Genomic DNA, 26,589 nt, shown 5'->3' with positions numbered 1-26,589 from the left:
TTTTGATAAAGAAAAAAGCTGTTTGAGGAGTGATACTTATTAACAAGCTCATACTGCCACCGGCTGAAATAGCTTCAGCCTGGATTGAAACCGGGGAAAAAAAGGCCAATTTACCTGTATCGAAGATGCTCTTTTTAGGTATATTTGCCGGTATATTTATCGGTTTTGGAGCTCACGCAAATATAGTTGTAACTCAAACGCTGGGGAATATAGATGAAGGCTTGGCAAAGCTTCTTGGAGCTGCAGTATTTCCTGTAGGGCTCATGCTTGTGATCATGGCGGGAGCTGAGCTTTTTACAGGCAATAATCTGTTGACATTAGCACTCCTTGATGGAAGGATAACTTTCAGAAAAATGCTTACCAACTGGAGCGTTGTTTACCTGGGGAACTTTCTAGGTTCAATAGCATTGGCTTTACTTTTATCTGCTTCGGGCATTTATGGGACAGAAACCATGGCCGCCAAAGCCATAAGCATCGCAAATGGAAAGGTATCTGCCACATTTTTTCAAGCAGTGCTAAGGGGTATCGTTTGCAATATGCTGGTTGTATTGGCATGTTGGATGCAGGCAGGGGCTAGAGATATGGCAGGCAAAATTTTCGCCATATGGTTTCCGATTATGCTGTTTGTTTTGTCGGGGTACGAACACAGTATTGCCAATATGTTCTTTATTCCTCTAGGCATGTTCTTAGGAGCAGAAATATCCTGGTTACAGTGTTGGTATAACAATCTCATTCCCGTTACTTTAGGCAATATTATAGGCGGTGCAATTATTGTGCCTTGTGTATACTATTATTGTTATAAAAGAGATTTTGCTGCCGCAAAAGGAGTTCAAGTGAATAAGTAGCATCAAACCGGGATTCCTATCCCGGTTTTACTATTTAAAATATTTAGCATTTATGATATTATAAAAAAAGTAATTGTAAATTGTGTTAAGCGCGAAATGGGTTTAGAAAGGGGGAGGGGTATGGAAGAATTAATTATTAAAGCGGTGGAAGACTTGGACGAAGATAAAGTGATAAAGTTAGCCAATGAAGCTTTAAACGATGGCATGGAACCATTCTATTTGTTAGATTTGATCAAAGAAGGTATGAACCGGGTAGGCAAATTATATGAAAATAAACAATATTTTATTGCAGATCTGATTATGGCAGGACTTATTTTTAAAGAAGTTCTGAAATTAGATAAAATGATTGCACAATTTCACAACAATAACGCGAAAAAAATAGGAAAACTGCTGGTTGGAACTGTTAAGGGAGACTTGCATGACATCGGCAAAGATATTTTTAGGGGAATGATGGAAGCCAACAGTTTTGATGTAATTGACCTTGGTGTAGATGTTCCCGTTGAGTCCTTCGTACAAGGTGTAGTAAAATATGATCCGGACATCATTGGCTTAAGTGGAGTGTTGAACTTTACAATTGAAACCATGAAAAATACGGTAGATGCTTTAAGAAAAGCGGGCTTAAAAGACAATAGGCTAGTCATTTTAGGAGGTAATCATCTCACAAAAGAAGCATGTGAATATATAGGTGCCGACTTTTTTACAAATGATGCATCTATTGGAGTTAAGTATTGCAAGCAATGGATAAAAGAAAAGTGTCAAACGAGGGGTCATGAACATGGGGTTGCCAATTTATCTTAAAATTGTTGAGGATATAAAAGAAAAAATTAATTCAGGAGATTTGAAACCAGGTGATGCCATATACTCAGAAAACGCGTTATGTAAGGCCTACAATGCTAGCCGCATGACGGTGAGAAAAGGATTAGCGATACTTGCTGGCGAAGGATATATATACTCCATTCCAGGCAAGGGCAACTTTGTTCAACAGCCGGACAGCAGCATATATACCCTTTATTACGATGAGATGAACAATTTTATAAACAGTGTGGATCAAACGAAATTATTAGAAGTAAATATTATAAGACCGCCTTATAACTTAATTGACAGTTTGCAGATAACCAAAAACAAAAAAGTAATTTTGATCAGGAGATTATTCTATACCGATGGAGAACCTGTAGCTTACGATGTAAAATATTTGCCTTATTATAAAGGAATGCCCATTGTCGAAAAGGAAATCCGCTATGCGACTTTTCCTGAAATGGTATCTAAAAACACTTCACTTTTTGCAATTAAAAAGGAACTGGTCATCTCTGCCCAGATGCCCGATGAGGAAATCAGAAAATACTTGAACATATATAATGAGCTTCCGCTGATGGTTGTAGAGCAAAAACTCTACGACATCGAAGACAAGCCAATGGGCTTGGGAATAACTTACTTTAGAAGCGATTATTGCAAGCTATATGCAGAAGCATCTTTTAGAGACAAAACAACCCATGAATAACGTTTTGACATTTTCCAAAACTGCAAGAAGGTTTTTTCCAATAAAAGAAGGACAACACTTAGCCTTTGTAGAATATTAATGCAGATTATGTTTCGACGGAGGGAGATTATATGTACAGTAGTAGATTTAAAAAAATAGCCACCGCATTTGTAATCACATTGCTAATTTTAAGTTTTAGCACGAGTGAACTTTTTGCAGCAGGTTCCGGGTTTACGGATATTACTGCATCAAGATATGACTGGGTTCGGCCATACATAGAGAAGATGAACTTAGCAGGCGTTGTTAAAGGCATGACAGATACCACATATGGCCCGGATGCTTCTGTTACCAGGGAACAACTTATAACTATGCTGGTCAGACTGATGGGCTGGGAAAGCCAAGCCAGCGGAAAAACTTTGCCTTCTAATTTTCCAAAGGCAAGTTCGGTTGCGCCCTGGGCAAGAGGGTATGTGGCTGTAGCTGTGGAAAAGGGCATAGTGTCCGGAAAGGATTTTGAAGATTTCAGACCACAAGATGCAGCTATAAGGTCAGAAGTAGCAGTTTTTGCAGTAAAAGCATTAGGTCTTGGGCAAGAGGCGGAAAGTCGTAAGAACTTGAGTGTCTCTTTAACGTTTACTGATGGTTACATGATGGAGCCGGAGGTTAGGCCATACGTAGAAATAGCTGTTGAAAAGGGAATCATGAAAGGTTTTCCCGACAACACTTTTAAGCCTAATGATAAGTTTACTCGTGCACAAATGGCAACAGTGCTCCACAATCTGTCGAAACTTACAAAAGCCCATAATATTATTAGCGGAGTAGTGCAGGATATAGATGCTGAATTATTGCCATCTGTTGAAATAAAATTTGATGATGGCACTCGGAAGGTGTACTCCGTAAATTTAAGCGAAACTTTGATTTATAAAGAAAATGAAAGCGGTAATTTAGCTAAAATCAAATTAGATGACATAAAAATCGGTGATTATGTCAATATAATTGCCAGCGGAACTTCCGCACGCTACATAGATGTTATTTCTGGCAGCAATGCTCCTATAACAGATGGTGACGCTGTAGAAGGAACCATTAAAGAAATAAACCTAATCAGAAGCACATTGGCTATTAAAACAAATGATAACAAGGAAAGGATATACAATATTAAAAATCAGACTAAAATATATATAGACGGTAAAGAAGCTACTCTGTACCAGTTGACTGTGGGTCAGACCGTAAAACTAACGGTAACCGGTGCAGATGTAGATAAAATAGATGCAAAAGGTGTCGACAAGGTAGTAAAAGGCATAATACGTTCTATCAATACATATACCAATGTGTTGACAATCGAAAATGAATCTACTGATAAGTATGAAAGCTATACCATATCATCTAACGCTAGAATTTACCGGGACAACAGAGTTGCAGACATTTATAAATTAACAATAGGAGACGTGGCGACACTGACCGTATCGGGCAGCAGCGTAGTAGAAATTGAGGCGGAAAGTGCAACAAAAGAGGTTAAAGGGATCATAACCGGTTTTGACTATGCCCGTAAAAACCCGGTTATAGTTATAGAAGATGAGGACGGCGAAGAATACGAGTACGAACTGGATGAAGATGCAACTATAAGGAAAAATGGCAAAAAAGCAAAAATTAGCGATCTCAAAAATGGCGATGAAGTAACGCTGACTTTGGAATACAATATAGTCGTAAGTATTGCTGCCGAGAGTGTAAAACGGGACATTAGAGGAACTGTAAAGGCTATAACCTTTGCTGACACTACCACTGTTACCCTGATTGATGATAAAGGGAAAGAGCACGTAATAACCATAACTCCGAATACTGAAATATTTAAAGACAAAAAACGAATAGATGCCACAGAACTTAGGCCAAATTATTACTTGGATATGGAAGTGGAAAACGATGAAGCCATAAGTATCGATGTAACGGTTCGGAAAGTACAGGATACGGTAAGAGGTAGTGTAGTCAATATAAACGAAAACGTGAAAGTTATTGTGATAAGCGTTGATGGGACAAAAGAAAACCAGCACATATACTATAATGATGACACAGTTATATTGAAGGACAATAGAGAAATCCGAATCAGTAGGATTGAAGAGGGCAATGAAATTATAGCAATAGGCAGTTATGATGGAGGCTTGTTCTTTGCCCATACAATACACGATATTACCATTTCTGACTAAAATTAATATTATTTGTAGGATTTCTTTTACAGGCCTAGCTATTGCTAGGCCTTAGTTTTTTGATTTATTTTTTGACGTTCCAAAATCAGTTACTCCCTAAGTAAAACTTAAAAGGTACTGTAAGCGTTTTAAAATGATATAAGTCAAAATTTCCCGGGAAATCGTGTAGAAAAATGACTTATAGTGCTTTTATTGCCACAGTATTGTAAAATAAATTCTGACAGAACAAATGTATAAAAGAAGGAATTTTTCAACTAATATAGAATAGAATAGTTAGGCAAATTACACTTATCAGTAAAAATTGATTTTAACTGATAAAACAATCTCATTACAAAAATCAGGTAGGGGAATTTTAATGTACAAAAACACGGTTCTAGTGGTGGATGACCAGCCTTTGATTAATGTAATGCTAAAAGAAGTGCTATCAAATTCCGGCTTTAATACCTTTGTTGCATCTAATTATATCGAAGCGGTGGAAATAGCCAAAACTGAACAACCCGATGTTGCAATACTTGATATTAACTTGCCGGACATTGATGGAATCGAACTCTTATCAAAACTAAAAGAGATAAATCCCGACATAAAAGCCATATTTATCTCTGGCTCCTTTGATCCCCAATATGCCCAAAAGGCTGCAGATAAAGGTGTTCTAAGATACTTTATAAAGCCCTTTGATGTTTTTGAACTAGCGAACTTCTTAGTTAAAATATCATCAGTAGATTCTGCTTCGAAAGGAGAAAATAAATGGCAAATGATCGGCAAGAAATGAAAACAGAAATAGAAAAGTCAAATCATTATAATAAATATTTTACAAAGACGAGTTACACTATCAAACAAGATCCGCCCTTATTTGTAAAAGAGGGCAGTCATAGGGTAATAATTAAGTATCAGGATGAGGCAGATAAAACCTTTGAATACGACGTAGGTCTTTCCGTAATCGAGGATACTGAAGGCCATTTAGGTTATTTAGTATCCGTTGAAGATACAAAAAAACTTGAAGAAAAGAAAATAAAAAATGCTGAGCTTGAAAGATGGCTTACTGAAAAACAAATAGCTGCTAGTTATGTTCACGAATTAAGAAACCCGCTATTTTCCATAAGGGGTTTTTTGCAAATTCTCAAGCAAAGTTTTGTTGATGATGATAAAAGAAAAGAATACACTGACATAGCTTTAAATGAATTGGATAGAATGAACAATCTGCTCAGTGACTATTTGTCCAGATACAAGGAACATAACATTATAAATGGCCGAGTAAACAGGTGCATATCTGTTAAGAACATCATCGAGGAATTGATTGTTTTTTTTCAACACAGTATGCAGCTCAAAGGAATATCTTATACCCTTGAATTTGGGAATGATGAAATTTTAGTTTCAATTGACAAAGAACAGTTGACTCAGGTTTTAATTAATATCATACAAAATGCAATTGATGCAATGAGCAATGGTGATAATTTAACGATAAAAGCTTTCAAAGAGGACAATTGGGTATGTGTGGAGATAACAGATGAAGGGGTAGGAATAAAACAAGATGATCTTGATAAAATTTTCGTCCCATTTTTTAGCACAAAAGAAAAAGGGACAGGCCTCGGTTTATATATAACTAAGCAAATTATGGATAGCAATGGCGGAAGTATAAATATAGTGTCAGAAGAAGGAAAAGGGACCACAGTGTTTTTGAAATTTCCTGAGGCGAAAGAAAACCAATAAATACCATAAACTTATACATTGTAGCAACTTATCTAAATATTGACGGTAAAGCATATAAATGGTATAATATCAAACAAAAGGCAAATCCTCCTCGGTGTATCTATAAAAAGGGGGCCCTGTGAGGGCTCTTTTTTTAAGTTATTTTCTTTTCTAATTAATTTTTTGAATATTTTTCCTATCATTGAACATAATTTTTTAATGAGCTTTTTCCGCAAAAACCCTGCCTTTTTAAAACTTCCTATTTCTAAATTCCCATATGCGTGTTATATTTTTTTAGTGTCTTTTATAAAAAATAAAAGTTAAGGAAGTGACATCTTGCTAATATCAGAACTGGAGAAAAAGACTATTGCCCAGCTTCACGAAATTGCGAAGGAAAAGAAAATTCCCGGTTATTACAAGTATCGCAAGCGGGAACTTATTCTTAAAATAATGGAAAGCTTCCGGGAACAGGGCGAATCCATTGCAGAAGGCGTCCTGGAAGTTTTACCTGACGGCTATGGGTTTTTAAGGATAGAAAACTATTTGCCATCGGATGAAGATATATACATATCTCCGTCCCAAATTCGCCGCTTTCACTTAAGAACTGGTGATATGATTTCAGGGACAATAAGGCCTCCAAAGGAAGGCGAAAAGTACAGAGCTGTACTACAGATAACAGCTGTTAATGGCCTTGATCCGGAACATGCTGTCTGTAGATATCATTTCGACTCTCTGACGCCTATTTTCCCAAGAACCCGGTTTGTTATGGAACATGATCCTGAGGAACTTTCTACCCGCATCATAGATATTATTGCTCCTATAGGAAAGGGTCAAAGGGCTCTTATCGTATCACCTCCAAAAGCCGGCAAGACCATGATGCTTAAAAATATAGCCAATAGCATTACCAAAAACCATCCTGATGTACAGCTGATAGTGCTTTTGATTGATGAAAGGCCTGAAGAGGTAACAGACATTAGACGTTCAGTGGAAGGTGAAGTTGTAAGCTCCACTTTTGATGAATTGCCGGAAAATCATTTGCGAGTAGCGGATATGGTACTGGAAAGAGCTCAACGCTTAGTGGAAAGTCGAAAAGATGTGGTTATCTTATTAGACAGCATAACTCGACTAGCCCGTGCCAATAACCTTGTTGTTCCTCCTACGGGTAGAACCCTTTCCGGAGGTCTTGACCCAAGTGCACTTCATAAGCCAAAGCGTTTTTTTGGCGCGGCGCGCAATATTGAGGAAGGCGGCAGCCTAACTATCATTGCTACAGCGTTGGTAGACACAGGTAGCCGAATGGATGACGTGATTTACGAAGAATTTAAGGGAACGGGGAATATGGAGATACACCTTGACAGAAAGCTGGCAGAACGCAGAATATATCCTGCTATTGACATAAAAAAATCCGGCACGCGCCGGGAAGAACTGCTGTTTACCAAAGAAGAATTAGAGGCTACATGGGTACTGAGAAAAGCCTTGGCTCCACTAGATACTATAGAGGCTTGTACTATATTAATAAATAAATTAAAGAAAACCAAAACGAATCGAGAATTTTATGAGAGCTTGGCAGCAATGGTAAATGATATGCAAAAACAATAATAATTATTTGATATATCCCTTAGCCTTAAGTTTTGCCAAATGTTGTTTTAATTTGGCGTTTATATCGATGTTATAATTTTCCTCAAGCACAAACATCATTGAAACAGCCACTTGAGCTACATCTAACAATTCCTGCGCCATCATATCAACTACTTTTTCTTCCTCCATCCGAATTGCCTCGCCGCTCTGACCGCGAAACTTTCCTATTGCCTGGGCAAGCTCGCCTGCTTCTTCCATTAATTTTAATGCTGTTGATTCAAGGGTGGGAGTTAGACCGTTTAGTTTAGGCAGACTAATGACTTTATAAGTGCTATCATGTTTCATTAATTTGTCACCTCATATTCCAAAAAAGGAGTATCTGATTTCATCCATCGAGAGGCAATATAAGTAAAGATTGCTGCTGCCGTAAATCGCGTAATAAGAAGGACCGGACCATTTACACCGAAGACCATAAAAACGGCTGTATCCTCAAAAATCGCATGAGCTGTTGATAAAAAATACGTCAACAAATACAGGTCTCTGCGGGAAATTTTGTAATCCTCAGCTGCCTGCATTATTATTCCGGCGCCATAGGACAACCCTAAGACAATGCCAACGACCAAAGGAAAACCAACTTCTTTTTTCATTCCATAAATTTTAACGATGGGAGAAAACAATCGTGCTATTTTATCAATGATTCCTATGTCCTTAAGAATCTCCATTACAACCATTATTGGAATGACGATAAAGGCAATTTGTTTAACCGAGTTAAAACTGCCTACGGCAGCTTCTGTCAGAATACTCAGCAAGACGGCCTACCTCCAATTATAAAATTAGATTAAAAGCTATTCCGAAGACAACAGCCAGTGCCATTCGCACTGCAATTACCTTTATTGCCGACAGTCCAATTTTTTTCGCTATCGCAGTTTCAACTAACAGGCTATGGCAAAATGAAAGCATTATTGCCAATATATATATTTCTCTAATAGACAGATCAAGCGAAGCAATAGCCCCTATAGCAGCATATAAATTTACCACATTGCCCATTACTAAAACTATGGCTGCTTTTCCTGGCAGACCAAATAATTTCATGAGGGGCGCAAATCCTGTTGAAATCCAGTTAATAATCGGCGTATGTTTAAGGATGGTAACAATAAAATACACAGGCACTAAAATTTTGGAAAGTTGCCAAGTTATTTTAAGACCTGAAATAAATCCGCGTTTTAATGTGTTGAGGGAAAGACCTTTATTTAGCAAATAGATCCTCCTATCCTCATGTAAAATCTTATTGTCTATTATAACACGGATATTTCAAAGGTGAAAGCATGAATTAAATGAGTATAGAAGGATCGCATATTTAGATTATTTCATCTGATAAAAGCTCTGACAAGGATACAATATCAAAGCCTCTTGCCCATAGGCCTTCGATGATACTGGGCAAAGCCTTTAATGTGGCTTCTCGGCCCTCGTGCAATAGGATAATAGCTCCATTTTCGGCCTTTTCTATGACGTGGCGGGCTATAAGGTTCCAGTCGTCAACTTGCCAATCTCTAGGGTCCACACACCACAAAGCAGTAGTTAATCCATGCCTTTTTGCAATTTCAATTACAGTGTCATTAAAACTTCCATAAGGTGGGCGGAAAAACCTTATTTCAGAATTTGCAATGCTTTTGACCGCGGACAAGCTCTTTTGGAAGTCATCTTCTATAGAACTTATGTCCATTGTTGTCAGCTGTCTGTGACTGTATGAGTGAATACCAACTTCATAACCGCTTTCGACTATCTTTTTAGCTTCATCAGGATATTTTTCAATTTGAACTCCTATTAGAAAAAATGTAGCCTGAATATTATATTCTTGCAAAACGCTTATATATTTTTCAGTTAATAAATAAGGGCCGTCATCAAAGGTTATTGCAATCCGCTTTTTATAATTAGGTCCCTGACGTATGAATTTCGATGCTAGCACGGATTCTGAAAGGGATGGTAAAGTTTTTTGCCTCATTTGTCTTATTTCTCTCTCGTCAAAAAAATCCATGTTGTCCCAGTTTATCCATAAAGGCTGCTGTGCTACAGCAGTTTGTCCGATGCTGCTTTTGCCGGGAAAAGCGCAAAAGGAAAAAAACATAACAATGAACACAATGAAAATGCATCTTATATAAGAAAATTTATTATTTTTCTTGTTTTTAAGAACTGTCTGCATGCTCATTTTGGTTTCTCCTCTTATATAAAACCTTTCATATTAATCATATCACATTAAAGCGTATATAGTATCAATTTAAAAAATTAAATTCATATTACAAAAAAATTTACTGGTAGTTTATATAAGTTCTAAAAGGGTACTGATGAAAAAAATTGTTGTGAAAATATACTAATTTAAGATAAAATGCTATAATATCTATAGTATTAAAACAGAGTGCTGGGGTGAAAAAATGTCGTTACAGCTTATCGAGCTTTTCAAGGGTTTTCGTTTAATGGATTTACTTGATATAGCAATAGTTGCATATGTTTCATATAAAGCCATTCAATTAATGCAGGGGACGCGAGCAGTGCAAGTATTAAAAGGCCTTGTAGTTTTGGTGGTTTCGACAAAAGTAAGCGAATGGCTAGGCCTTTATACCATAAATTGGATTTTAAGAAATGCCATGACAGTTGGAGTTATAGCACTACTTATTGTTTTTCAACCGGAACTGAGGAGAGCTTTAGAGCAACTTGGCCGCGGCAGGTTTTTCTCATCGCCGCTTTTAGAATTGGCAGAAGAAGAGATGAATAAGGTGATAGATTTTGTGGCAAGTGCTGCCGAAAAGCTGTCTAATAAACAAATTGGAGCCCTTATTGTTTTAGAAAAGCAAACCGGTCTCAATGAATTTATAGAGACTGGCATTAGAATTGAAGGTTATGTAACTGCGGAACTGTTGATTAATATTTTTGAACCAAACACCCCATTGCACGATGGCGCAGTTATTATTAGGGATGATAGGATAATGGCGGCAGGTTGTTATCTTCCGCTTACAGAAAACCCAAATTTAAGCAAAGAGCTGGGTACCAGGCACAGGGCAGCTTTAGGCATCACTGAAGAAACTGATGCAGTGGCAATTATAGTTTCTGAGGAAACCGGTGTCATATCCGTAGCTAAAGAAGGTAAGCTCACCCGCTATCTTGATGTGAAGACTCTCAAGAATATGTTAAGAGACATATATGAAATTAGGGATAAGAAACCATCCCTTTGGTACTGGAGGAAAGATCATGCGTAAATTTTTTGCCACAGATACGGCTATTAAAATCCTATCCATTATCGCTGCTATTATAATGTGGTTATATGTGATGAATGAGCAGAATCCCCAGGTCACCTATGTAGTCAGGGATGTCCCGGTAAAATTGCAGAATTTAGATGAAAGTAAATTAGCCCTAAAGGATAGTTCTGCTGAATATAAGGTAAATGTCAGGGTAAGGGGCCGGCGAAGCCTGGTGGCTGATTTAAAACCCACTGACATTAATGCACAGGTCAATTTGCGAGGGAGGATGGAAGGAGATAATCTAGTTCATGTAAATGTGTCTACTCCGCCAAATATAGAATTGATTGACGTTTCACCTAGGGAAATAAATGTGCCCTTAGAAGCAATAATCGAGGAACAGTTGCCGGTTTCAGTAGACATAACGGGCATACCTGCACAAGGGTTTGCCGTTGATAAAGCAACCAGCAAACCTCAGGCAATTGTGGTTAAAGGGCCACGAAGCATGGTTAATGCCGTAAAAAAAGTATCTGCAAGCATAGACGTGACAGATAAAAATACGACAGTTGTCAGCACTCTTCCAATTCGAGTTTTAGATGCGCAGAATGAGGAACAAAAGGGAATTACTTTCAGGCCCGAAGTGGTAGAGGTTAATGTGTCAATTGTTCCGGTAAGCAACGTGCAGGTTGTGCCAAATATCAGTGGAAATCCTCCTGACGGTTATATAATCAGGGATGTAATAATAGACCCGCCAACGGTAGTGGTGACAGGCGGCCAAGAAATATTAAACAGCCTCCAATCCTTAAACACCGAATCGATAAGCGTAGAAGGGGCTACATCCACCGTGTCGGCTGATGCAAAATTAATACTGCCAAAGGGCATTGCAGTCTTCAATGAAGATATAGAAACGGTCCGTGTTACGATAGTGATCGAGCGATTGGCAACAACTACATTTAATGTCAGTTCAGACCAAATACAGATACTCAACGTTCCATCTGGGCTAAAGGCAGAACTTGAAAAAAAGGAAATACTATTGACAGTTAGCGGTCCAGAGAGTATTATTGACAAAGTGAATAGAAATATGTTTAAGTTAAATATTGACGCTGCCGACCTTGAAGAGGGTGAATACTCGGTAGACATACGCGCCGATATAGCGCGACCTTACAGGATAATTAAAGTTGAACCGTCAGATATTACAGTGACCCTTCACAATCTTTCATAGTGGGGAGGAAAAAACATATGAAAGCAAGACTCTTTGGAACTGATGGAGTTAGAGGTATAGCAAATAAAGATCTTTCACCAATTTTAGCATTTAAATTGGGCCGTGCAGGAGCCAAGGTATTGTCCAAGCTTCAAGATAGACCTGTTTTTGTTGTTGGTAAGGATACTCGCATTTCAGGAGATATGTTGGAGGCGGCTTTGGCAGCCGGTATATGTTCAGCAGGTGCCGATGTGATAAATGTGGGAATTGTACCCACACCAGCAGTGGCTTATCTGACACGCTTTTACAAGGCTGATGCCGGTGTAGTCATATCAGCATCACATAATCCAGTAGAATATAACGGAATAAAGTATTTTAATAGAGAGGGCTATAAAGTGCCTGATGCTATGGAAGATGAAATTGAGTCGTTGTTGGATGATTCCAACCAATTGATAGAAAGTCCCACAGGCAGTGGTGTGGGTAGAATTAAGACAAAAGATGGGGCAAGACCATATATAGACTTTATAAAATCTGTATCAGATAAAGACCTTTCAGGCTTAACCATTGCACTGGATTGCGCTAATGGAGCAGCATATAAAGTGGCACCTATTATCTTTGAGGAACTTGGTGCCAAAGTTCATGTAATCAACAATGAATCTGATGGCAGCAATATTAATGTAAATTGCGGCTCTACACATCCCGAGGCCCTTTGCCAGTTTGTAAAGGAAGTTGGAGCTGATGTGGGGCTTGCTTTTGATGGCGATGCAGACCGTCTCATAGCTGTAGATGACAAAGGTCAAATCGTCGATGGCGATCATGTAATGGCAATTTGCGGCTGTAATATGAAGAGAAAGGGCCTTCTAAAAAATGACACCGTAGTTGCGACTATAATGAGCAATATGGGATTAGAAGTGGCATTAAAAAAAGCCGACATAAAGATGGTTCGAACAAAAGTCGGTGACCGTTACGTCTTTGAAGAAATGTTAAACAGCGGTTACAATTTAGGTGGAGAACAATCAGGCCATATCATCTTTTTGGACCATAACACTACAGGGGATGGCATTTTGACTGCAGTAAAACTCATCAACGTTATGGTAGATGAGCAAAAAGCTCTGTCAGAATTAAGAGAAATAATGACGGTATTCCCACAGGTAATCATAAATGTCAGGGTAGCTGATAAGTCCAAGTATGATGGCAATGTGCACATTAAGGAAGCCATAGCGGAAAATCAAAAGCTTCTCGGAGACACTGGCAGAATCGTAGTAAGGCCATCGGGCACAGAACCCTTAATCCGTGTCATGGTGGAAGGGGAAGAGCAGGATTTAATTGAAAAAGTTGCCAACGCGATTGCCGATGTGATTAAAAAAGAATTACAATAATTAGTTACAATAATTAATTACACTTTTTTACACACCTCTTGAAATGAGAGGTGTGTGAATATCTGATAACAATTTATTTTAGGTGGTGTATAAATTGAAGGTTATAATCGCCGGGGCCGGCGATATAGGGACGGAGCTAGCGGAAAGGCTAGTTGCCGACAATCATGATGTAGTGGTTTTGGAAAAGGACAGTGACAAGATTTCTAGTCTTTCAAATAAATTAGATGCAATGGTAGTGCAGGAAACCGGTGAACGCATTTCGGCATTAATGGACAGCGGTATAGAAAATGCAGATGTATTTATTGCTGTTACCGACAGTGATGAATTAAATATAATGTATTGTATGATTGCGAAAAAACTTGCCAATATAAAAACCGTGGCACGTGTAAGAAATCCTGAATACACCAGTTCAAATATGCTGCTTAAAAGCGAACAACTCGGTATAGATATAATGATTGATCCAGAAAAATTTGCGGCTTTAGAAATAGCAAAGCTTATTAAAAACCCTGATGTAAGTGAAATTGAATATTTTGCGGGAGGAAAAATAGAATTAGTTGCTTACAGGGCAGATAAGGAATCGGAGCTAATAAATCAGCCCTTGACTGTTCTGCCCGTGTCTCCCGATTATTTTGTTGTAGGAATTTCCCGGGAAAATGGCGATATTATCATTCCATCTGGCGAAGACAGATTTATGCCAAATGATGTTATTTATGTCATAAAAAGAACTGGAGTGTTAACTGAGTTTAGTAGTATGCTTAGGAGTGTAAAGAAGAGAGTTAAAAGTGTGATGATTTTGGGCGGAGGAAAAATCGGTTTTAAGTTAGCAAAGATTTTGGAAGGTTACAAGAAAAGTGCTATGACTATAAAATTAATAGAAAAGTCCTCGGAAAAATGCCGTTTTTTAAGTGAAAACTTAAATAAGACATTGGTATTAAATGGAGATGCAGCAGATATAAATTTTTTAAAGGACGAAAATATAGAAAATGTGGACGTATTGGTATCAGTAACTAATTCAGATGAATTAAATATTTTAACGGCTATATTAGGTAAAAAACTAGGAGTTTCAAAGGTAATAGTAGAAATTAATAAACCCAATTATGAGGTTTTAATGCAAACCTTGGAAATTGATTCATTTGTAAGTCCAAGGTTGTTGGTAGCCGGCAGATTAGCTAAGCTTTTTAGAAAATCCAGCGTAATATCGGAGACCTTTTTAAAAGATGGTAGTGCCGAAATCGTAGAACTAATTGTTTCCAAAGATTCCCCGCTGATTAACAAACAATTAAAGGAGCTCCGCTTGTCTGCTAAAGGAATTATTGTAGGTGGGATAATTAGAAACAGAAAGGCCATTATACCCAGGGGAAATGATGTTATCCTTCCTCAAGATCGTTTGCTAGTTTTCACTCAATCTCAAAATCTAAAGCAGGTAGAAAAACTCTTTTGCGACAGTGAGTATGCAGAGCGTTACGGAAGGACGATGATGTCAAATTGAATTTAAATGCTGTGCGCTACTTTCTAGGCACTTTATTATTAGTTATAGCTTGTTCGATGATTCCTTCTTTAGTATGTTCAATTTATTATGGTGAAAACGATATTGATGACTTTTTGTATTCTATAGTTTGTACTATATGTTCTGGATTACTGCTTCGAGTAAAGGCATATTTGAGCAAGAATTTAGGACTTCGGGAAGGCTTTTTAATTGTTACATTTGGTTGGCTTCTTGCAGGAATTTTTGGTGCTCTGCCTTTTATATTTAATGGGGCAGTAGATACCTTTGTTGATGGATTTTTTGAGGCAATATCCGGTTTTACTACCACCGGTGCGACTGTTATTGACAACGTTGAGGCGCTACCTCACGGAATACTGTTTTGGCGAAGCTTTACCCACTGGCTGGGAGGTATGGGTATTATAGTGCTATTTTTAGCTCTCCTACCTGGAGTGGGTGCCGGAGGATTTCAGATGTTTCGTGCAGAAGTGCCGGGGCCATCAGCCTCAAAGCTTTCTTCTAAAGTAGCACATACTGCTAAAATACTATGGTATATATATTTAGGCTTAACGGTGCTGCAGACTATATTGTTGATGTTTGCTGGGCTTAATTTATTTGATTCCCTTACACATACTTTTGGCACTGTGGCAACGGGTGGATTTTCAACCAAGGGGTTAAGCGTAGGTGCATTTAAAAATCCTGCTGCCGAAGTTGTTATATTAATATTTATGGCATTGTCTGGTGTGAATTTCAGCCTTTATTATTATCTGTTGAGAAAACAGTGGGATAAAGTTTATAATGATGAGGAGTTAAAGTTTTATTTTGGAGTAATTATTGTTGCCACCCTTTTAATAGCATGGAATATAAAGGATATTGTTCCGTTTAAAGATCTTATAAGAACAAGTGCCTTTCAAGTAGTATCAATAGTTACTACTACAGGGTATGCTACTGTAAACTTTGATGTTTGGCCTGCGTTTTCTAAAATGATTCTACTTTTGCTTATGTTCTTTGGCGGTTGTGCTGGCTCAACCGGAGGGGCCATGAAGCAAATTAGAATGCTTATTTTATCAAAATACTGTGGTAGAGAGCTAATTCATACGCTTCATCCTAAGGCAGTTGTTCCAATAAAAATCAATGGGAAATCAGTGCCGGATGATGTCTTAAGAAATATTTTGTCATTCAGCTTTATATATATAGGGCTATTTATATTTGGTTCACTGTTTCTTGCAATGTTGGGGCAGGATATGATAACATCAGTATCAGCTGTTGCAGCGACTTTAGGCAACATTGGTCCCGGTCTTGGCAGTGTAGGGCCGGAACTTACTTTTAGCCAAATACCACAAGCAGGAAAAGTGGTCCTGAGTTTTCTGATGCTAATGGGAAGGTTAGAGCTGTTTACGGTTATTCTTTGCTTTACACCAAGCTTTTGGAGAGGTGATCCCATTTGGGATTTCTTTTCACGCTGCAATCAGAGAAAGCGAACAAACTTCGAGATTAATTAATTTCTTTTCATTATTTAGGAATCGCTTAAACTTAGATTCGCTACCGTTCATTCTAATTATTATAATCAAATGAATGCTCGTGTAAAAATTAACACTGGGAATTTATAACATCCCAGTGTTTTTAAGCTCATCTTCAGAGAGTTCCAGTTTACACACAAAACACCTGCCTACAGTTAAAAATTGCCCGCTCAGGTCGTCTTCCGATTCTGTATAGAGCTTAAGAACGCAAAAAGAAGCATTACCACAGGCAGGACATTCCATACTGTCACGTACAATCTCCCTTTCATCATAGGAAGAACGGATGTTAATTTTCTTCCTCTCCTCAATTAATTCAGGATTTAACTCATTGTACTCTTCTCTCTTTTCCCTTATTTTCTGGCTTAAGGTATCAGATTGTTGCCTTGTTAACTCTTCTTCTTTTGCCTTAAGTTTCTCAAAAACAGTCTCGTTAAAAATGTCTTCATATTTGTCAGCATCAGATACTTCCTGAATCATTTCCCGGATAAAGGGTAATATTTCATTAAGGATAAACAAACCTTCATCGACAGGGTTAAAATAGTATTCGAAATAGTGGATAATATTGTTACGCATGTTGCCTAAGCGTTTAATAGAAGCTGCTCTTTTCTTCCGTCCCTTGCGTATTTCATCTAACTTGTTTCTATCCTCAATTGGTTTTCCGTCATCATCAAACTCGGAAAATCCTAAATTAAAAATTTTCTCATATCGCTGTATAAGGTCATCAAAAGTAATTGTTCGAAAGGTATCCCAATTTTGCTTTTTGGCTTTAAGAGAGTCTATCTCCTCAAGGCTTAATATCTTATTCTGAAGCTTCTTAAACCTGATCAGGTGTTCTACGCTGTTATTTTTATCCAGTACCAGCACATCGTCAAGTTCACACAAACGCTGTTTCATAAGCCGCTCAACAGCCACAGCAAATAGTACCACCGACAGCTCGAAATGCTCGTTATCAGTAAAATATCTCAATGCTTCGGACAGGATAACCGAGGTGTGCATTACTCTCCAAACACCTCCCTGTCCAGAATCATTTTTATGGTCTGTTTTGCGTTTTCCTTTAGCCTTCTGATATTGGTCAGCGTTTCAAACTGAACGTTAAGGAAATCCACTATTTCCTGCTGTTTTTCAATTGGGGGAAGAGGGATTTTTATTGCTTTTAGATGGTCTTTAGTTACCCCTTGTACTGTTGAACCCTGGCTTTCTTGTTTAAAAGATTGAACCCTGTTATATAAAGCAAACAACATATATTCGGGCATAACATTTTCATTTATAATCAGGCCTTGACAGTCTTGACTAATGCAAACATCAAATTTGTTTAGACATAGTTTTCCTAATCCAACTCTTGTCGCAACAATTATGTTGTTTGCAGGGATAATTTTAGTAGTAGAATTTTCAACAGCTTCTTCTGTAATAAACTTCCTGACGTTTATTTCGTATATTCCTTGAATATCTGCACTTGTTATCCAAGGAATACTTCCCTTCCAGTAGGCTTCTACTTTTGTTGAAGGGGTCCCTCCACTTAAAATATCGTTACATAAACTTTCTAACTCTACCCATTCCCAGTCTCCTTCAAAAATACTGTCGTCGATTCCAGCTTCAAGAATAGCCTTTTCCATAGCATTGCACTGCTCAATAATAGCCTGCTGCTTGTCCAAGCGGGCAACCAGTTCCTGTTGAACGGGAAGAGGTGGGAGAGGGATTTGGATATTGGCTAAATCATCAAATTTCAAAGTATCCCTAATACTTCCAGAAACTGCTTCATTGATTTTGTTCATCATCCAATCTGTTTTCAATAAATAATACAGAAATCTTGAATCTGTAGTTTTACTATCTTTTACTTTAAATACTACATAAGCAGGGCTTACAAGACCTTTAACCACGTTATCAGCAAATCCTATAGAACCTATATTAATTCTGTAAGGATTATAAACAAAGTAATCTTTATATATTATCTTATAGCTATTAAGGTTTTTAGCATATACTTCTTCGTTATTTCCATATACGTTTTCTTTAAAATAATTTTCTGCAGGAATTATCCCGAACTCTTTACTAACACTATAAACTGGCAATTCTTCGGAAAGCACATTTCTATCCGTAATTTGTTCAATGATTTCTCCCAGTCTAACAATGTTATGTTTTCTACTTTGGCAGATCAAATTTTTATACAGCCCCGGGTTAAGGTTATAATCTTTCGCCTTGATTTCCTCAATCGTCGCCGTCCAGCAGAAATCATTATCTATAAAATCAGGCAGTTCCTTTGTTGGGTTATTAATCCAATCTATCCATTTTCTGAACACTTCCACCGCTTTAGGCAGGTTCCCACAAGGCGGTTCGTAAATGTTTGGGTCATCACCCTGAAAAGCTCCATTAATTGGTCTTCTCTGGGTTGTTAAGGTAAATCCGTCATCTTTCACATCAACAAACAGTACCTGCTTTGTGGTGTAAGCATTTTGTTTCTTTGTCTCGTTCCATTCTTCTTTTGTGGGCTTCTCAAAATACAGCACTGACGTTTTGACACCGGAATACGGCTGAAAAATGCCTGCCGGCATGGAAAAGACAGCTTTCAAATCAAACTCTCGTAAGAGCTTCATGCGTATATTCTTGAATACAGAGGAATTGTCAAACAGAATCTTGTCCAAGATTATAACTACTGCTCTGGAACGCTTTTTACCTGGTTCAGAAGGTCTCAACGCTGCCATAATATGCTGGATGAACAATGCTTCGTAGCGTTTGGCATGGAACTCAAAAGTGCCAACCCGCGACTGAGCAAGTGGACCATATGGTGGGTTAGTTAACACTACATCATACTTTTCTTTATGTTCTAACTGTGCTCGGTTGTCTAAGCTGTCAGCCTCAAAGAGGTTGGATTTGCCGTCATTGTGCAATATCATATTCATAAGGGCAAGCTTGTAAACGTCTGGAGCCTTCTCCACAGCATAAAGAGACTCTTCCTTCAGTTTTCGGTAAAGCATTTCAGCTTCATCAAATTGAACCCCATTATATGCGGCAGTAGACTCGTTAACTCTCATCCCCGCTTTTACAAGATTATCAATTTTACTCTTTACTACTTCGAAGGCACGCAGAATAAAGCCTCCCGTACCAGCCGCAGGGTCATATATTTTTTCCCCAATTTCCGGGTCAGCAAGTTCCACCATGAAATGAATGATGTGGCGAGGAGTAAAATACTGACCGTACTGTTTTTGTTCGCCAAGCTTTTGAACAACAAATTCGTATGCTCTGCCCATAACGTCAAAATTTTGTTCAAGCTCAAGGTCTTTCAGCCGTTTTATCAATTCTTTAATGGTCGGGCTGTACCTTATACGCCATATATGATTTTTAAATAGCCGTCTGAAAAGGCTTAAATCCCTGCCATCGTGGTCCTTAACTTCGGCCAGTTCGGAAAATATGTTTCTAACATAATCGACTATAGTAAACTCTCCATCGTCAGTCTTTACGGTTTTTCCGTCACTTGCCAAAATCTTTTCTGCCCATGTGGAAAACCTCAGGTGATTTGGTAAATCAGGCACAAATTTAGTTCCATCCAAACGGGCGAGTTCTTCTCTTTGTTTTTCTCTCTCGTCAAAGAGCTTTAGAAACAAAAAATAGCTAAATTCTTCCAGATACTCGGTGGTTTTGAGAGTATCGTCTCGAAAAATATTGGCAATATCCCAAAGCTCAGAACCAAGCCTGTGAAAATCTACTTTGTTATTGTTTTGCGCCATTAATATTCCCTCCGTTACACATCAAGAAATGATACTGCTTTTATCTCGTCATAAAGCTGAACAAATTTGTCCAGCGAACCGAATAGTCCCTTTATCCGGGCAATTCCACCCTTTTGTTGAAGAAGCTGGCTGTTAGAAAACTGGGTAAAGGTAAGAGCGGGATTGCGTTTCTTAAAATCGTAGAACATCATAATAAATTCCACTTGTTCATCGTTCAAATGCTTTTTCTCCTTCAAATGAGCAATAACAGCATCCCTGTTCTTTTCTTCAACAGTCTTAAACCTTGTTTTACCAAGGGCGACATCAATAAAATCTTTGTAAGTGGCAGTGACTTCGCCGTAAATATCCCTTAAGGTACTGATGTCAAACCCGAAAGCTTCCAAATATTTTTCATCAACTGGAATGCCGGGGTTTAAAGCTTCCCATGATAAAACTGCCTGAACAAATCTTTCTTTTAAAACCGTCTTTTCTTTAATAGCTTTAAGTTGCGGCTCAATTTGCTTTCTAATATGCTCAAAAGCAGATGAAGTAACAATTTCTGACTTGACTATCCAGACGGGGACATCAGCAATCACCATTTCGATTTTTTCAGTTTCTTTAGGTTCCTTACCCTCACCATCTTCTTTATCTGAAGGCATCTTTTCACCGTCAGAAGATACCTCTGTTTCTTCAGTGCTCTCTATTATTTCGTCAGTTTCTAAAGTTTCATCAGTAACAACCTCTTCAATACCTGCAAGGTCAACAAAGTCGATAAGTTTAAAGCTTTCCTTTGTCTTGCCGTGTTCTTGTTCGTTACACTTACGAGTGGCACGTCCTTTCATTTGAACATAGAGAATTTTTGACTTTGTGGGCCTAGCCATTACAAGAACTTCGATGTCAGGAGCATCAATACCGGTGGATAGCATATCTACGGAAACGGCAATACGAATTTCACTGTCGATTTCCTGAAACTTTCTAATCAGTTCAGAGGCGTTTCTCACCTGATTATGTATTACAACTATAAAGTCTTCTGCTTCGCTTGAGTCCTTTGGGAGTTTGTTCAGTTCGTTGTATTTTGTTATCAACGCATCGCGCAAATGATTGGCATGCGCTATGCTTGCCGCAAAAACCAGTGTCTTTGGAATCGTATGCGTCTGCTCATATCCTATTACTTCAAAATATTTTTCGGCTATTAATTCATTCCTTCGCGGGACATCCACACGTCTGCCAAGGTCTTCCGGCTCAAAGTCAAAACCCATGTCATGAATTCCGCTGAGGTCTACATTGGTCAGGAACTTATATCTCTCGGTAAAAGCCAGTATGCCGTCTTTAACTCCCTGATAGTAGCTGTATCTGAATACCGGCTCTCCAAAATAATCGTCGGTACTCTGCGTTTCCTTATCAGAAGGAGTTGCTGTTAACCCTAAAACTTTGGCCTTGCCAGTCCTGAAATGCTCAATAACCGTGTGCCAATCTCCAAAATATGACCGATGGCACTCGTCAAGAATTACCAAGTCAAAAAAATTATTCGGGTATGCACGATACTTATCATTTACATACAAAAACTGAATTGTTGAAACAGAAATATCGTTATATTTATCCTCTTTTGTGCCGGTCAAGCGGTTTATTTTAAAGGTATCACCTAATACCTTATTGAAAGAACGGACTGTCTGTTCAGCAAGAGAATCCCTATCTACTAAAAATAAGACTCTCCGAACAAGGCCGACTTTGTAGAGCTTGCCGATTATTCCCGCCGCTGTTATCGTTTTTCCTGTTCCGGTAGCCATTTCGATATAGGTTCTTTCTCTGCCTAATTGAAATGCGCTTACCACCTGTGAGACGGCAATTTTTTGATAATTCCTTAAGCCTGCCAAAAGAATATCAGTTTCCGGGTTTAGAAAATCTTTTATCTCGGCATAGGTCATTAGCCTGCTGATTTTTTCTGGTCTGGTATTTGCTTTAAGGTTTTGTCGGTAAAATGTCCTACCATCAGAAGCAAAAATTAAATAGACTTCCTTGCCACTTTCATTTAGTTTTTTTGCGTAATTTTTAGCCTGTGCTAAAGCCGCGTTTAAATCCATACCCTGTTTTTTGGCTTCAATAATTGCAACAGGTAAGCTGTTCACTAAAATAGCATAGTCTGCTCTTTCTCCGCCCGGTATAGGATACTCCTTAGTTATTTGAGTAAAATCAGCCAAATTCCAATTTAGTGCTCTTAAATGTTCGTCAATTAAGGACTTTGCATTTTCCTCCGTATTCACTATTTTCCCTCCCCTCGATAATTAGCGGTAATCCAACCCCAAAAATTGCTGGATGTCCTTCATCTCCATCAGTTCTTCAACTGTCCAGTAGCGGTGGAACCGGTCTTTGTAGCGAAGTTCCCACCACCTGCGGAAAAGCGGCTCAAGTTCATCGAACATCGGCCAGCGGCTCCACTTCATTTTCTCCCTCAGTTCTTCCAGCGTCCAGACACTGCCATCTTCTTTTTTGGGTATGTTAATGCGCCCGTCAGGTTGGATAACCACCTGCGGCTGGGCAATCTCTTTTTGGAGAACAGTCACTTCGCCAACCTCCTTTAGATATTTATCGGAAAGAGTTATCAAACAATCAAGCTCAAAGTTTGGTAATAATTCTTGTTTTGGGCTTACTGCCTCAAACCGCCGGGTAAGATTTGCTGAAGCCCTGCCGAGCGTGGAACCGTCGTCTACAACGCGGTCCCGCTTCAGCGGCTTCAGACGAACCCGTCTTTGACCAAGGTCAAAGCTCAAAAATATATATAGCGGTTTTGACATTTTGACCTTCCGTGCGCGGTAAGTGTTCATTCACCGCTGTCTTCATCGTCCGCTTTCCACCCATCGGGCGTCTTTGTAAGAGTGTAAGTTTTTGGAGACCCTTGATGTCCCCCTTCTTCCTCAATGGTGAAGCCGCCTGCCCGCAGTTTACTGATGTCGTTTCTCACAGTCTGGTCGCTGACCTTCAGTAAGTCGGTTAGCTCTTTCTGCGTGTAGCTCCGCTGTGTCAACAGCTTCGCCAGCTTCTGCAGGCGCACTTCGCTGTCTTTCAGCTTTATGTTGATGCGGAAACCGTCGTCGTAAACCAGATTCCCGTCCTCGAATTTTAAGCTCAAATTCTCTACAGTCTCAGCGTCGCGGAACTCTCCGGTAACAACTACGCCTACATCTTCGTCTTTCTGGAACTTGCGGATGTCTATCACGCCGTCCATTTCCGCCCCTTTGACAGAAGACCCCCTGCTGGCATACACAAGAACGTCCGACGGCTTTTTTGCGGTGTGGTCAACGACGACGACCGCCATATGGGGGTACTTGCGGAGGAGCATATTTAGTGGCGCGAATACCTGCTGCATGACGGAAGAGTCGTTTTCGTCTCCATCGAAGAAGCTCCTCAGTGGGTCAAGTACGAGCAGGTCAGGCCGGAACTCGTCAATAAATTTGAGCAGGTCTTCAAATTCCGGGTTTTTCGGTAGCAGTTTCACGCCTGTCCTGTGCGGAATGACGATGTTGCTTGTACCGGCAAGGCTCTGCTGTACTCTCTGGATTAAAGCGTTGGTCGAGTGTTCTTCCTCCACCATAACGGCTTTGACTCCAGAGACGGTAGTTTTCCAAAACGGTACCCCGCAGACGTTTTCTCCGCGGCTGAGCGCTTTTAATAAGCTTAGGACAAACCACGTCTTCATCTGCTTCGGCGGCCCTTGGACAAGAATTTTTTGCCCTCTCGCTATCATCCCTCTTACCAGCCAGTCAGGTTCCGCAGGCTCTCTCTTCAGCAGTTCTTCCACCCTGTAGTAGCGGGAAAACCGGTCTTGGTGTTCTTCAAGCGGGATTAGCTCTACCAGTTCCTGGTCGGTATGGTTGTTGCGGGTCAACCACTCACAGATGTCTTTCCCGACATCGCCCCGCTTCCACGGCAGTTCAACCACTTTACACCGTTCTTCTCCCAGCACCGCTAGGGCAGACCTGACAAAGTTCGCGCTGGCGTCGTCGTCCTGCGGGATGAGGTAGATGGTGCGTATGCCTTCAAATTCCCGTTTCCACTCCTTGCGGAAATTGTTGCCCGGCACGCTAACTACAGGGATGTCTACACCGCAGGCTTCAAGCGCTTGGATAGTCCTTAGAGCATCGCTTTCTCCCTCTACTATAACTGCTTGGCTCTTCCCCTCAAGACTGTCGAGATTCCACAATGAAAAGCGGGAGTTTTTGACCGCTCCTTTCCTGCCGTCGTAAGCCCTCCCTCTGATAGCCCTGATTTTGCCCCTCACGCGAAAAGGGACTACCAAGCATTCAACCTGTCCTGCCTCTTCGTCATGGGGGACATAACCCCATTCGAAACGCTCCAGCATCTCATACTTGATTCCTCTGGCGGTAATGTACTCTTGGACAATCGGCAGTTCCGGGCGCAGGCGCGCTTTTGCTTCTTTGATAAACTCTTCAAATTCCTCTTCCTGTCCGGGTGTGGGGATATAGGTGTGGCTGAGGTCGTAGTGGGGGAACGCTCGGAGGTAGCTTCCTGTCCGTTCGTCTTTTACGTAAAGCTCGCGAAGGTAGTCGTTTATAAAATAGCTCGCGTCTTCCGGCGCAATGCCCGCAATTTCAACTAAAAAGCGGTACGGCGAAAAGCTCCCACAGACATGGCAGACGTAGAATCCCGACTTGACGTTGACCGTTGCGGAAGGCTTCCTGTCGCTGTGGTATAAGCACTTTAAAGATTGGACGGTGAAGCCGTCTTCCTTTATGTCCATCCTGTCCAGTTCAGGAAAATAGCGGGCGTAAAAATCCCGCCAAGGTTCGGGATGAAGAGACTCGTTAAAATCAACCCTCCACTTCTTCATAATTAAAACCTCCTCTGCCTATGGTAATATTATACATTTGACCTCAGCAACTTTCAATAAGAAGCTCAAAATTTTTGACCTTGGCGCAGGGAATGTACAATGAAAGAAAAATACAAATTTTGACAAAATTTTTGGTTCCCTCTTTAAATTTTCATGGATGTACATTATAATATAATTAAGCGGATGGAAATATTTAACAGATAAGGAGTTGATGCCGTTGAACAAGAGAGAAGTTAAAAAGAAGGTGCGGGAAATCATCCGCTGTTTGGAACAAAGCGGAGACATCCCGGAACAAGAAAACTGTGTTAAGGTCGCGGAACGGAAGCTGGAGATGCTCGTAAAAGAGGCTCCAGCTTCTCTGGTTTATGAGTTGGGCTGCGTCTACAGCCGCTTTAAGAATTCCGGCGGGGATGTGGACACTGCTCTATCTCGGCTGAAGAAAATTTTGGAACGAGAGGTAAAAAAGGATGATGAGTAAAATGGCGGGTAATAATCAAACAGTCCAAAAATCTAAGAAAGAGGAGACGGAAAAAATGAAGGTTGAGTTTACTGTTTCCGCAGAGGGTAAGGAACAAGACCTTAAACTGCAGGTGCTGCAGAAGAGACGGGCGACCTACCGCGCTAACCTTTCCTATGCGGTGCAGATGCAGGATAAATATGCCACAGAGTACACAGAAGCTATGCAGACAGAAGCCGACCAGTTAACGATTGACAAGTTGGAGTTGAAATTATCGGAACAGAAACTGCGGATAGAATTCTACGGGAAGAAAATCGCAGAGGTGGAAGAAGAAATCGCTCGTTACAAGGTAGAACGGAAGAAGGAGGAACAAAAGGAAGAGACTTCGGGAAAGGAAGAAAATGAGAGTGCCGCCTAGTAAAATTGGTGGCACTTTCGTTTTTCTCAAATTACAACCAATTATACGACTCTATGCCCTACGGAACTTTCTTTCTCAATATATTTATACTCCGAAGGGTATAAGTAACTTTCTTATGGAGGTGGTGAAAAGCTTGTCGAGGTAGCAGGATTTTTAACTCCAATGGAGAATATTACTAAAAGATATGCGTGCTTTGAGGGGGTGAGTTTTTGAGAGTTGCTTCTATGATATTAGGTATTATCGGCGGAATAGCCGGTTTTGGTGGAGCTCTTTTTGCGCTATTCGTTGGTGGAGTAGATGCTTCATTTTCAGCATCAGGTACGAGTTCTATAATTGGTCTAGGTGTTACGGCTATATTTTTTAGTTTACTTGGATTAGTAGGAGGTGCATTAGCACTAAAGAAACCAAAGGTCGCTGGAATAATGATGCTCATTAGCGCTATCGGAGGGGTTATTTCGATTTCGTGGGGCTATGTTGTAGCATTTCCAGTATTGCTGGTTGCAGGGATTCTTGCATTGATAGGTCAAAAAGAGAAAAATAAAACAACGTTAGATAAGTCCTGCGGTAAAATGT

24 protein-coding genes are annotated in these 26,589 nt (G+C 39.6%); 15 read left to right on the top strand and 9 right to left on the bottom strand.

Features of this window, described 5'->3' with window-relative positions; genetic code table 11:
- Positions 1–29: 29 nt before the first annotated feature.
- The 7 genes from JT739_RS08305 to rho all read left to right on the top strand — a co-directional run bounded on the left by JT739_RS08305 (position 30) and on the right by rho (position 7,805).
- Positions 30–845 carry a formate/nitrite transporter family protein gene (locus JT739_RS08305; RefSeq protein ID WP_237660639.1) on the top strand — a complete coding sequence of 272 codons (816 nt, stop codon included), beginning with the start codon at positions 30–32 and terminating at the stop codon, positions 843–845.
- A 120-nt stretch (positions 846–965) separates the two neighbouring features.
- The gene (locus JT739_RS08300; protein WP_237660638.1) at positions 966–1,643 is read left to right on the top strand and encodes a B12-binding domain-containing protein; all 678 of its coding nucleotides are present in this window, start codon (positions 966–968) and stop codon (positions 1,641–1,643) included.
- Positions 1,621–2,343 (top strand): GntR family transcriptional regulator, encoded by a 723-nt coding sequence (locus JT739_RS08295; RefSeq protein WP_237660637.1) that lies wholly within the window; start codon positions 1,621–1,623, stop codon positions 2,341–2,343. Before JT739_RS08300 ends, JT739_RS08295 begins: the two co-directional genes overlap by 23 nt.
- A 110-nt stretch (positions 2,344–2,453) precedes the next feature.
- Complete coding sequence (locus tag JT739_RS08290) at positions 2,454–4,520, top strand: S-layer homology domain-containing protein (RefSeq protein ID WP_237660636.1); 2,067 nt, start codon at positions 2,454–2,456, stop codon at positions 4,518–4,520.
- A 355-nt stretch (positions 4,521–4,875) separates the two neighbouring features.
- Complete coding sequence (locus JT739_RS08285) at positions 4,876–5,289, top strand: response regulator (protein WP_237660635.1); 414 nt, start codon at positions 4,876–4,878, stop codon at positions 5,287–5,289.
- Positions 5,265–6,227: an ATP-binding protein gene (locus JT739_RS08280; RefSeq protein WP_237660634.1), complete on the top strand. Its 963-nt coding sequence runs from the start codon at positions 5,265–5,267 to the stop codon at positions 6,225–6,227. Before JT739_RS08285 ends, JT739_RS08280 begins: the two co-directional genes overlap by 25 nt.
- A 315-nt stretch (positions 6,228–6,542) precedes the next feature.
- Positions 6,543–7,805 (top strand): transcription termination factor Rho, encoded by a 1,263-nt coding sequence (gene rho, locus JT739_RS08275; RefSeq protein WP_255688578.1) that lies wholly within the window; start codon positions 6,543–6,545, stop codon positions 7,803–7,805.
- A gap of 3 nt (positions 7,806–7,808) precedes the next feature.
- Here rho and JT739_RS08270 read toward each other — a convergent pair whose 3' ends face one another.
- The 4 genes from JT739_RS08270 to JT739_RS08255 all read right to left on the bottom strand — a co-directional run bounded on the left by JT739_RS08270 (position 7,809) and on the right by JT739_RS08255 (position 9,990).
- The gene (locus JT739_RS08270; RefSeq protein WP_237660633.1) at positions 7,809–8,129 is read right to left on the bottom strand and encodes a MazG-like family protein; all 321 of its coding nucleotides are present in this window, start codon (positions 8,127–8,129) and stop codon (positions 7,809–7,811) included.
- Positions 8,129–8,593 (bottom strand): nucleoside recognition domain-containing protein, encoded by a 465-nt coding sequence (locus tag JT739_RS08265; protein WP_237660632.1) that lies wholly within the window; start codon positions 8,591–8,593, stop codon positions 8,129–8,131. Before JT739_RS08265 ends, JT739_RS08270 begins: the two co-directional genes overlap by 1 nt.
- A 16-nt stretch (positions 8,594–8,609) precedes the next feature.
- Complete coding sequence (locus tag JT739_RS08260) at positions 8,610–9,041, bottom strand: nucleoside recognition domain-containing protein (RefSeq protein WP_237660631.1); 432 nt, start codon at positions 9,039–9,041, stop codon at positions 8,610–8,612.
- 100 nt (positions 9,042–9,141) lie between these two features.
- Positions 9,142–9,990, bottom strand: a complete 849-nt coding sequence (locus JT739_RS08255) for a polysaccharide deacetylase family protein (RefSeq protein ID WP_237660630.1) — start codon at positions 9,988–9,990, stop codon at positions 9,142–9,144.
- Between the two features lie 223 nt (positions 9,991–10,213).
- Between JT739_RS08255 and cdaA the strand changes: the two genes are divergently transcribed.
- The 5 genes from cdaA (at position 10,214) to JT739_RS08230 (ending at position 16,579) form a co-directional block, all read left to right on the top strand.
- Positions 10,214–11,035 (top strand): diadenylate cyclase CdaA, encoded by an 822-nt coding sequence (gene cdaA / locus JT739_RS08250; protein WP_237660629.1) that lies wholly within the window; start codon positions 10,214–10,216, stop codon positions 11,033–11,035.
- Positions 11,028–12,236, top strand: coding sequence for a YbbR-like domain-containing protein (locus JT739_RS08245; protein WP_237660628.1), 1,209 nt, complete (start codon positions 11,028–11,030; stop codon positions 12,234–12,236). Before cdaA ends, JT739_RS08245 begins: the two co-directional genes overlap by 8 nt.
- A 17-nt stretch (positions 12,237–12,253) precedes the next feature.
- A complete protein-coding gene (gene glmM / locus JT739_RS08240) occupies positions 12,254–13,594 on the top strand; it encodes a phosphoglucosamine mutase (protein WP_237660627.1) in 1,341 nt (446 codons plus the stop codon).
- A gap of 94 nt (positions 13,595–13,688) precedes the next feature.
- Positions 13,689–15,083, top strand: coding sequence for a Trk system potassium transporter TrkA (gene trkA / locus JT739_RS08235; protein WP_237660626.1), 1,395 nt, complete (start codon positions 13,689–13,691; stop codon positions 15,081–15,083).
- Positions 15,080–16,579, top strand: a complete 1,500-nt coding sequence (locus tag JT739_RS08230) for a TrkH family potassium uptake protein (RefSeq protein WP_237660625.1) — start codon at positions 15,080–15,082, stop codon at positions 16,577–16,579. The genes trkA and JT739_RS08230 overlap by 4 nt, the downstream gene beginning before the upstream one ends.
- Positions 16,580–16,681: 102 nt before the next feature.
- On the opposite strand, the gene JT739_RS08225 is transcribed toward JT739_RS08230, so the two are convergent.
- From JT739_RS08225 to JT739_RS08205, 5 genes are read right to left on the bottom strand one after another with little or no spacing between them, the layout of a single operon-like run.
- Positions 16,682–17,593: a hypothetical protein gene (locus JT739_RS08225; RefSeq protein ID WP_237660624.1), complete on the bottom strand. Its 912-nt coding sequence runs from the start codon at positions 17,591–17,593 to the stop codon at positions 16,682–16,684.
- Positions 17,593–20,316: an N-6 DNA methylase gene (locus JT739_RS08220; protein ID WP_237660623.1), complete on the bottom strand. Its 2,724-nt coding sequence runs from the start codon at positions 20,314–20,316 to the stop codon at positions 17,593–17,595. Before JT739_RS08220 ends, JT739_RS08225 begins: the two co-directional genes overlap by 1 nt.
- Positions 20,317–20,330: 14 nt before the next feature.
- Complete coding sequence (locus JT739_RS08215) at positions 20,331–22,556, bottom strand: DEAD/DEAH box helicase family protein (protein ID WP_237660622.1); 2,226 nt, start codon at positions 22,554–22,556, stop codon at positions 20,331–20,333.
- 21 nt (positions 22,557–22,577) lie between these two features.
- A complete protein-coding gene (locus tag JT739_RS08210; RefSeq protein WP_237660621.1) occupies positions 22,578–23,087 on the bottom strand; it encodes a hypothetical protein in 510 nt (169 codons plus the stop codon).
- 26 nt (positions 23,088–23,113) lie between these two features.
- Entirely contained in the window at positions 23,114–25,141 is a 2,028-nt protein-coding gene (locus tag JT739_RS08205; RefSeq protein WP_237660620.1) for an AAA family ATPase, read from the bottom strand.
- Positions 25,142–25,352: 211 nt separating this feature from the next.
- Here JT739_RS08205 and JT739_RS08200 point away from each other — a divergent pair, with 211 nt between their 5' ends.
- The 3 genes from JT739_RS08200 to JT739_RS08190 all read left to right on the top strand — a co-directional run.
- Positions 25,353–25,619, top strand: a complete 267-nt coding sequence (locus tag JT739_RS08200) for a LuxR family transcriptional regulator (protein ID WP_207635743.1) — start codon at positions 25,353–25,355, stop codon at positions 25,617–25,619.
- Positions 25,609–26,016, top strand: a complete 408-nt coding sequence (locus JT739_RS08195) for a hypothetical protein (protein ID WP_237660619.1) — start codon at positions 25,609–25,611, stop codon at positions 26,014–26,016. The genes JT739_RS08200 and JT739_RS08195 overlap by 11 nt, the downstream gene beginning before the upstream one ends.
- A gap of 209 nt (positions 26,017–26,225) precedes the next feature.
- Positions 26,226–26,589 (top strand): DUF4064 domain-containing protein (locus tag JT739_RS08190; protein WP_237660618.1); only part of this gene is annotated, 364 nt, incomplete at its 3' end.

This window comes from Tepidanaerobacter sp. GT38, from assembly GCF_021991635.1.
Lineage (GTDB): Bacteria > Bacillota > Thermosediminibacteria > Thermosediminibacterales > Tepidanaerobacteraceae > DTU063.
Note: the sequence above shows the minus strand (reverse complement) of the source record. Positions and strands in the feature narration are given on the sequence as shown.

Coding starts and splice junctions, on each gene's coding strand:
- JT739_RS08300 (WP_237660638.1), top strand. CDS start 966: ATGGAAGAATTAATTATTAAAGCGGTGGAAGACTTGGACGAAGATAAA.
- JT739_RS08295 (WP_237660637.1), top strand. CDS start 1,621: ATGGGGTTGCCAATTTATCTTAAAATTGTTGAGGATATAAAAGAAAAA.
- JT739_RS08290 (WP_237660636.1), top strand. CDS start 2,454: ATGTACAGTAGTAGATTTAAAAAAATAGCCACCGCATTTGTAATCACA.
- JT739_RS08285 (WP_237660635.1), top strand. CDS start 4,876: ATGTACAAAAACACGGTTCTAGTGGTGGATGACCAGCCTTTGATTAAT.
- JT739_RS08280 (WP_237660634.1), top strand. CDS start 5,265: ATGGCAAATGATCGGCAAGAAATGAAAACAGAAATAGAAAAGTCAAAT.
- JT739_RS08270 (WP_237660633.1), bottom strand. CDS start 8,129: ATGAAACATGATAGCACTTATAAAGTCATTAGTCTGCCTAAACTAAAC.
- JT739_RS08255 (WP_237660630.1), bottom strand. CDS start 9,990: ATGAGCATGCAGACAGTTCTTAAAAACAAGAAAAATAATAAATTTTCT.
- cdaA (WP_237660629.1), top strand. CDS start 10,214: ATGTCGTTACAGCTTATCGAGCTTTTCAAGGGTTTTCGTTTAATGGAT.
- JT739_RS08245 (WP_237660628.1), top strand. CDS start 11,028: ATGCGTAAATTTTTTGCCACAGATACGGCTATTAAAATCCTATCCATT.
- glmM (WP_237660627.1), top strand. CDS start 12,254: ATGAAAGCAAGACTCTTTGGAACTGATGGAGTTAGAGGTATAGCAAAT.
- JT739_RS08225 (WP_237660624.1), bottom strand. CDS start 17,593: ATGCACACCTCGGTTATCCTGTCCGAAGCATTGAGATATTTTACTGAT.
- JT739_RS08220 (WP_237660623.1), bottom strand. CDS start 20,316: ATGGCGCAAAACAATAACAAAGTAGATTTTCACAGGCTTGGTTCTGAG.
- JT739_RS08210 (WP_237660621.1), bottom strand. CDS start 23,087: ATGTCAAAACCGCTATATATATTTTTGAGCTTTGACCTTGGTCAAAGA.
- JT739_RS08205 (WP_237660620.1), bottom strand. CDS start 25,141: ATGAAGAAGTGGAGGGTTGATTTTAACGAGTCTCTTCATCCCGAACCT.
- JT739_RS08200 (WP_207635743.1), top strand. CDS start 25,353: ATGCCGTTGAACAAGAGAGAAGTTAAAAAGAAGGTGCGGGAAATCATC.
- JT739_RS08195 (WP_237660619.1), top strand. CDS start 25,609: ATGATGAGTAAAATGGCGGGTAATAATCAAACAGTCCAAAAATCTAAG.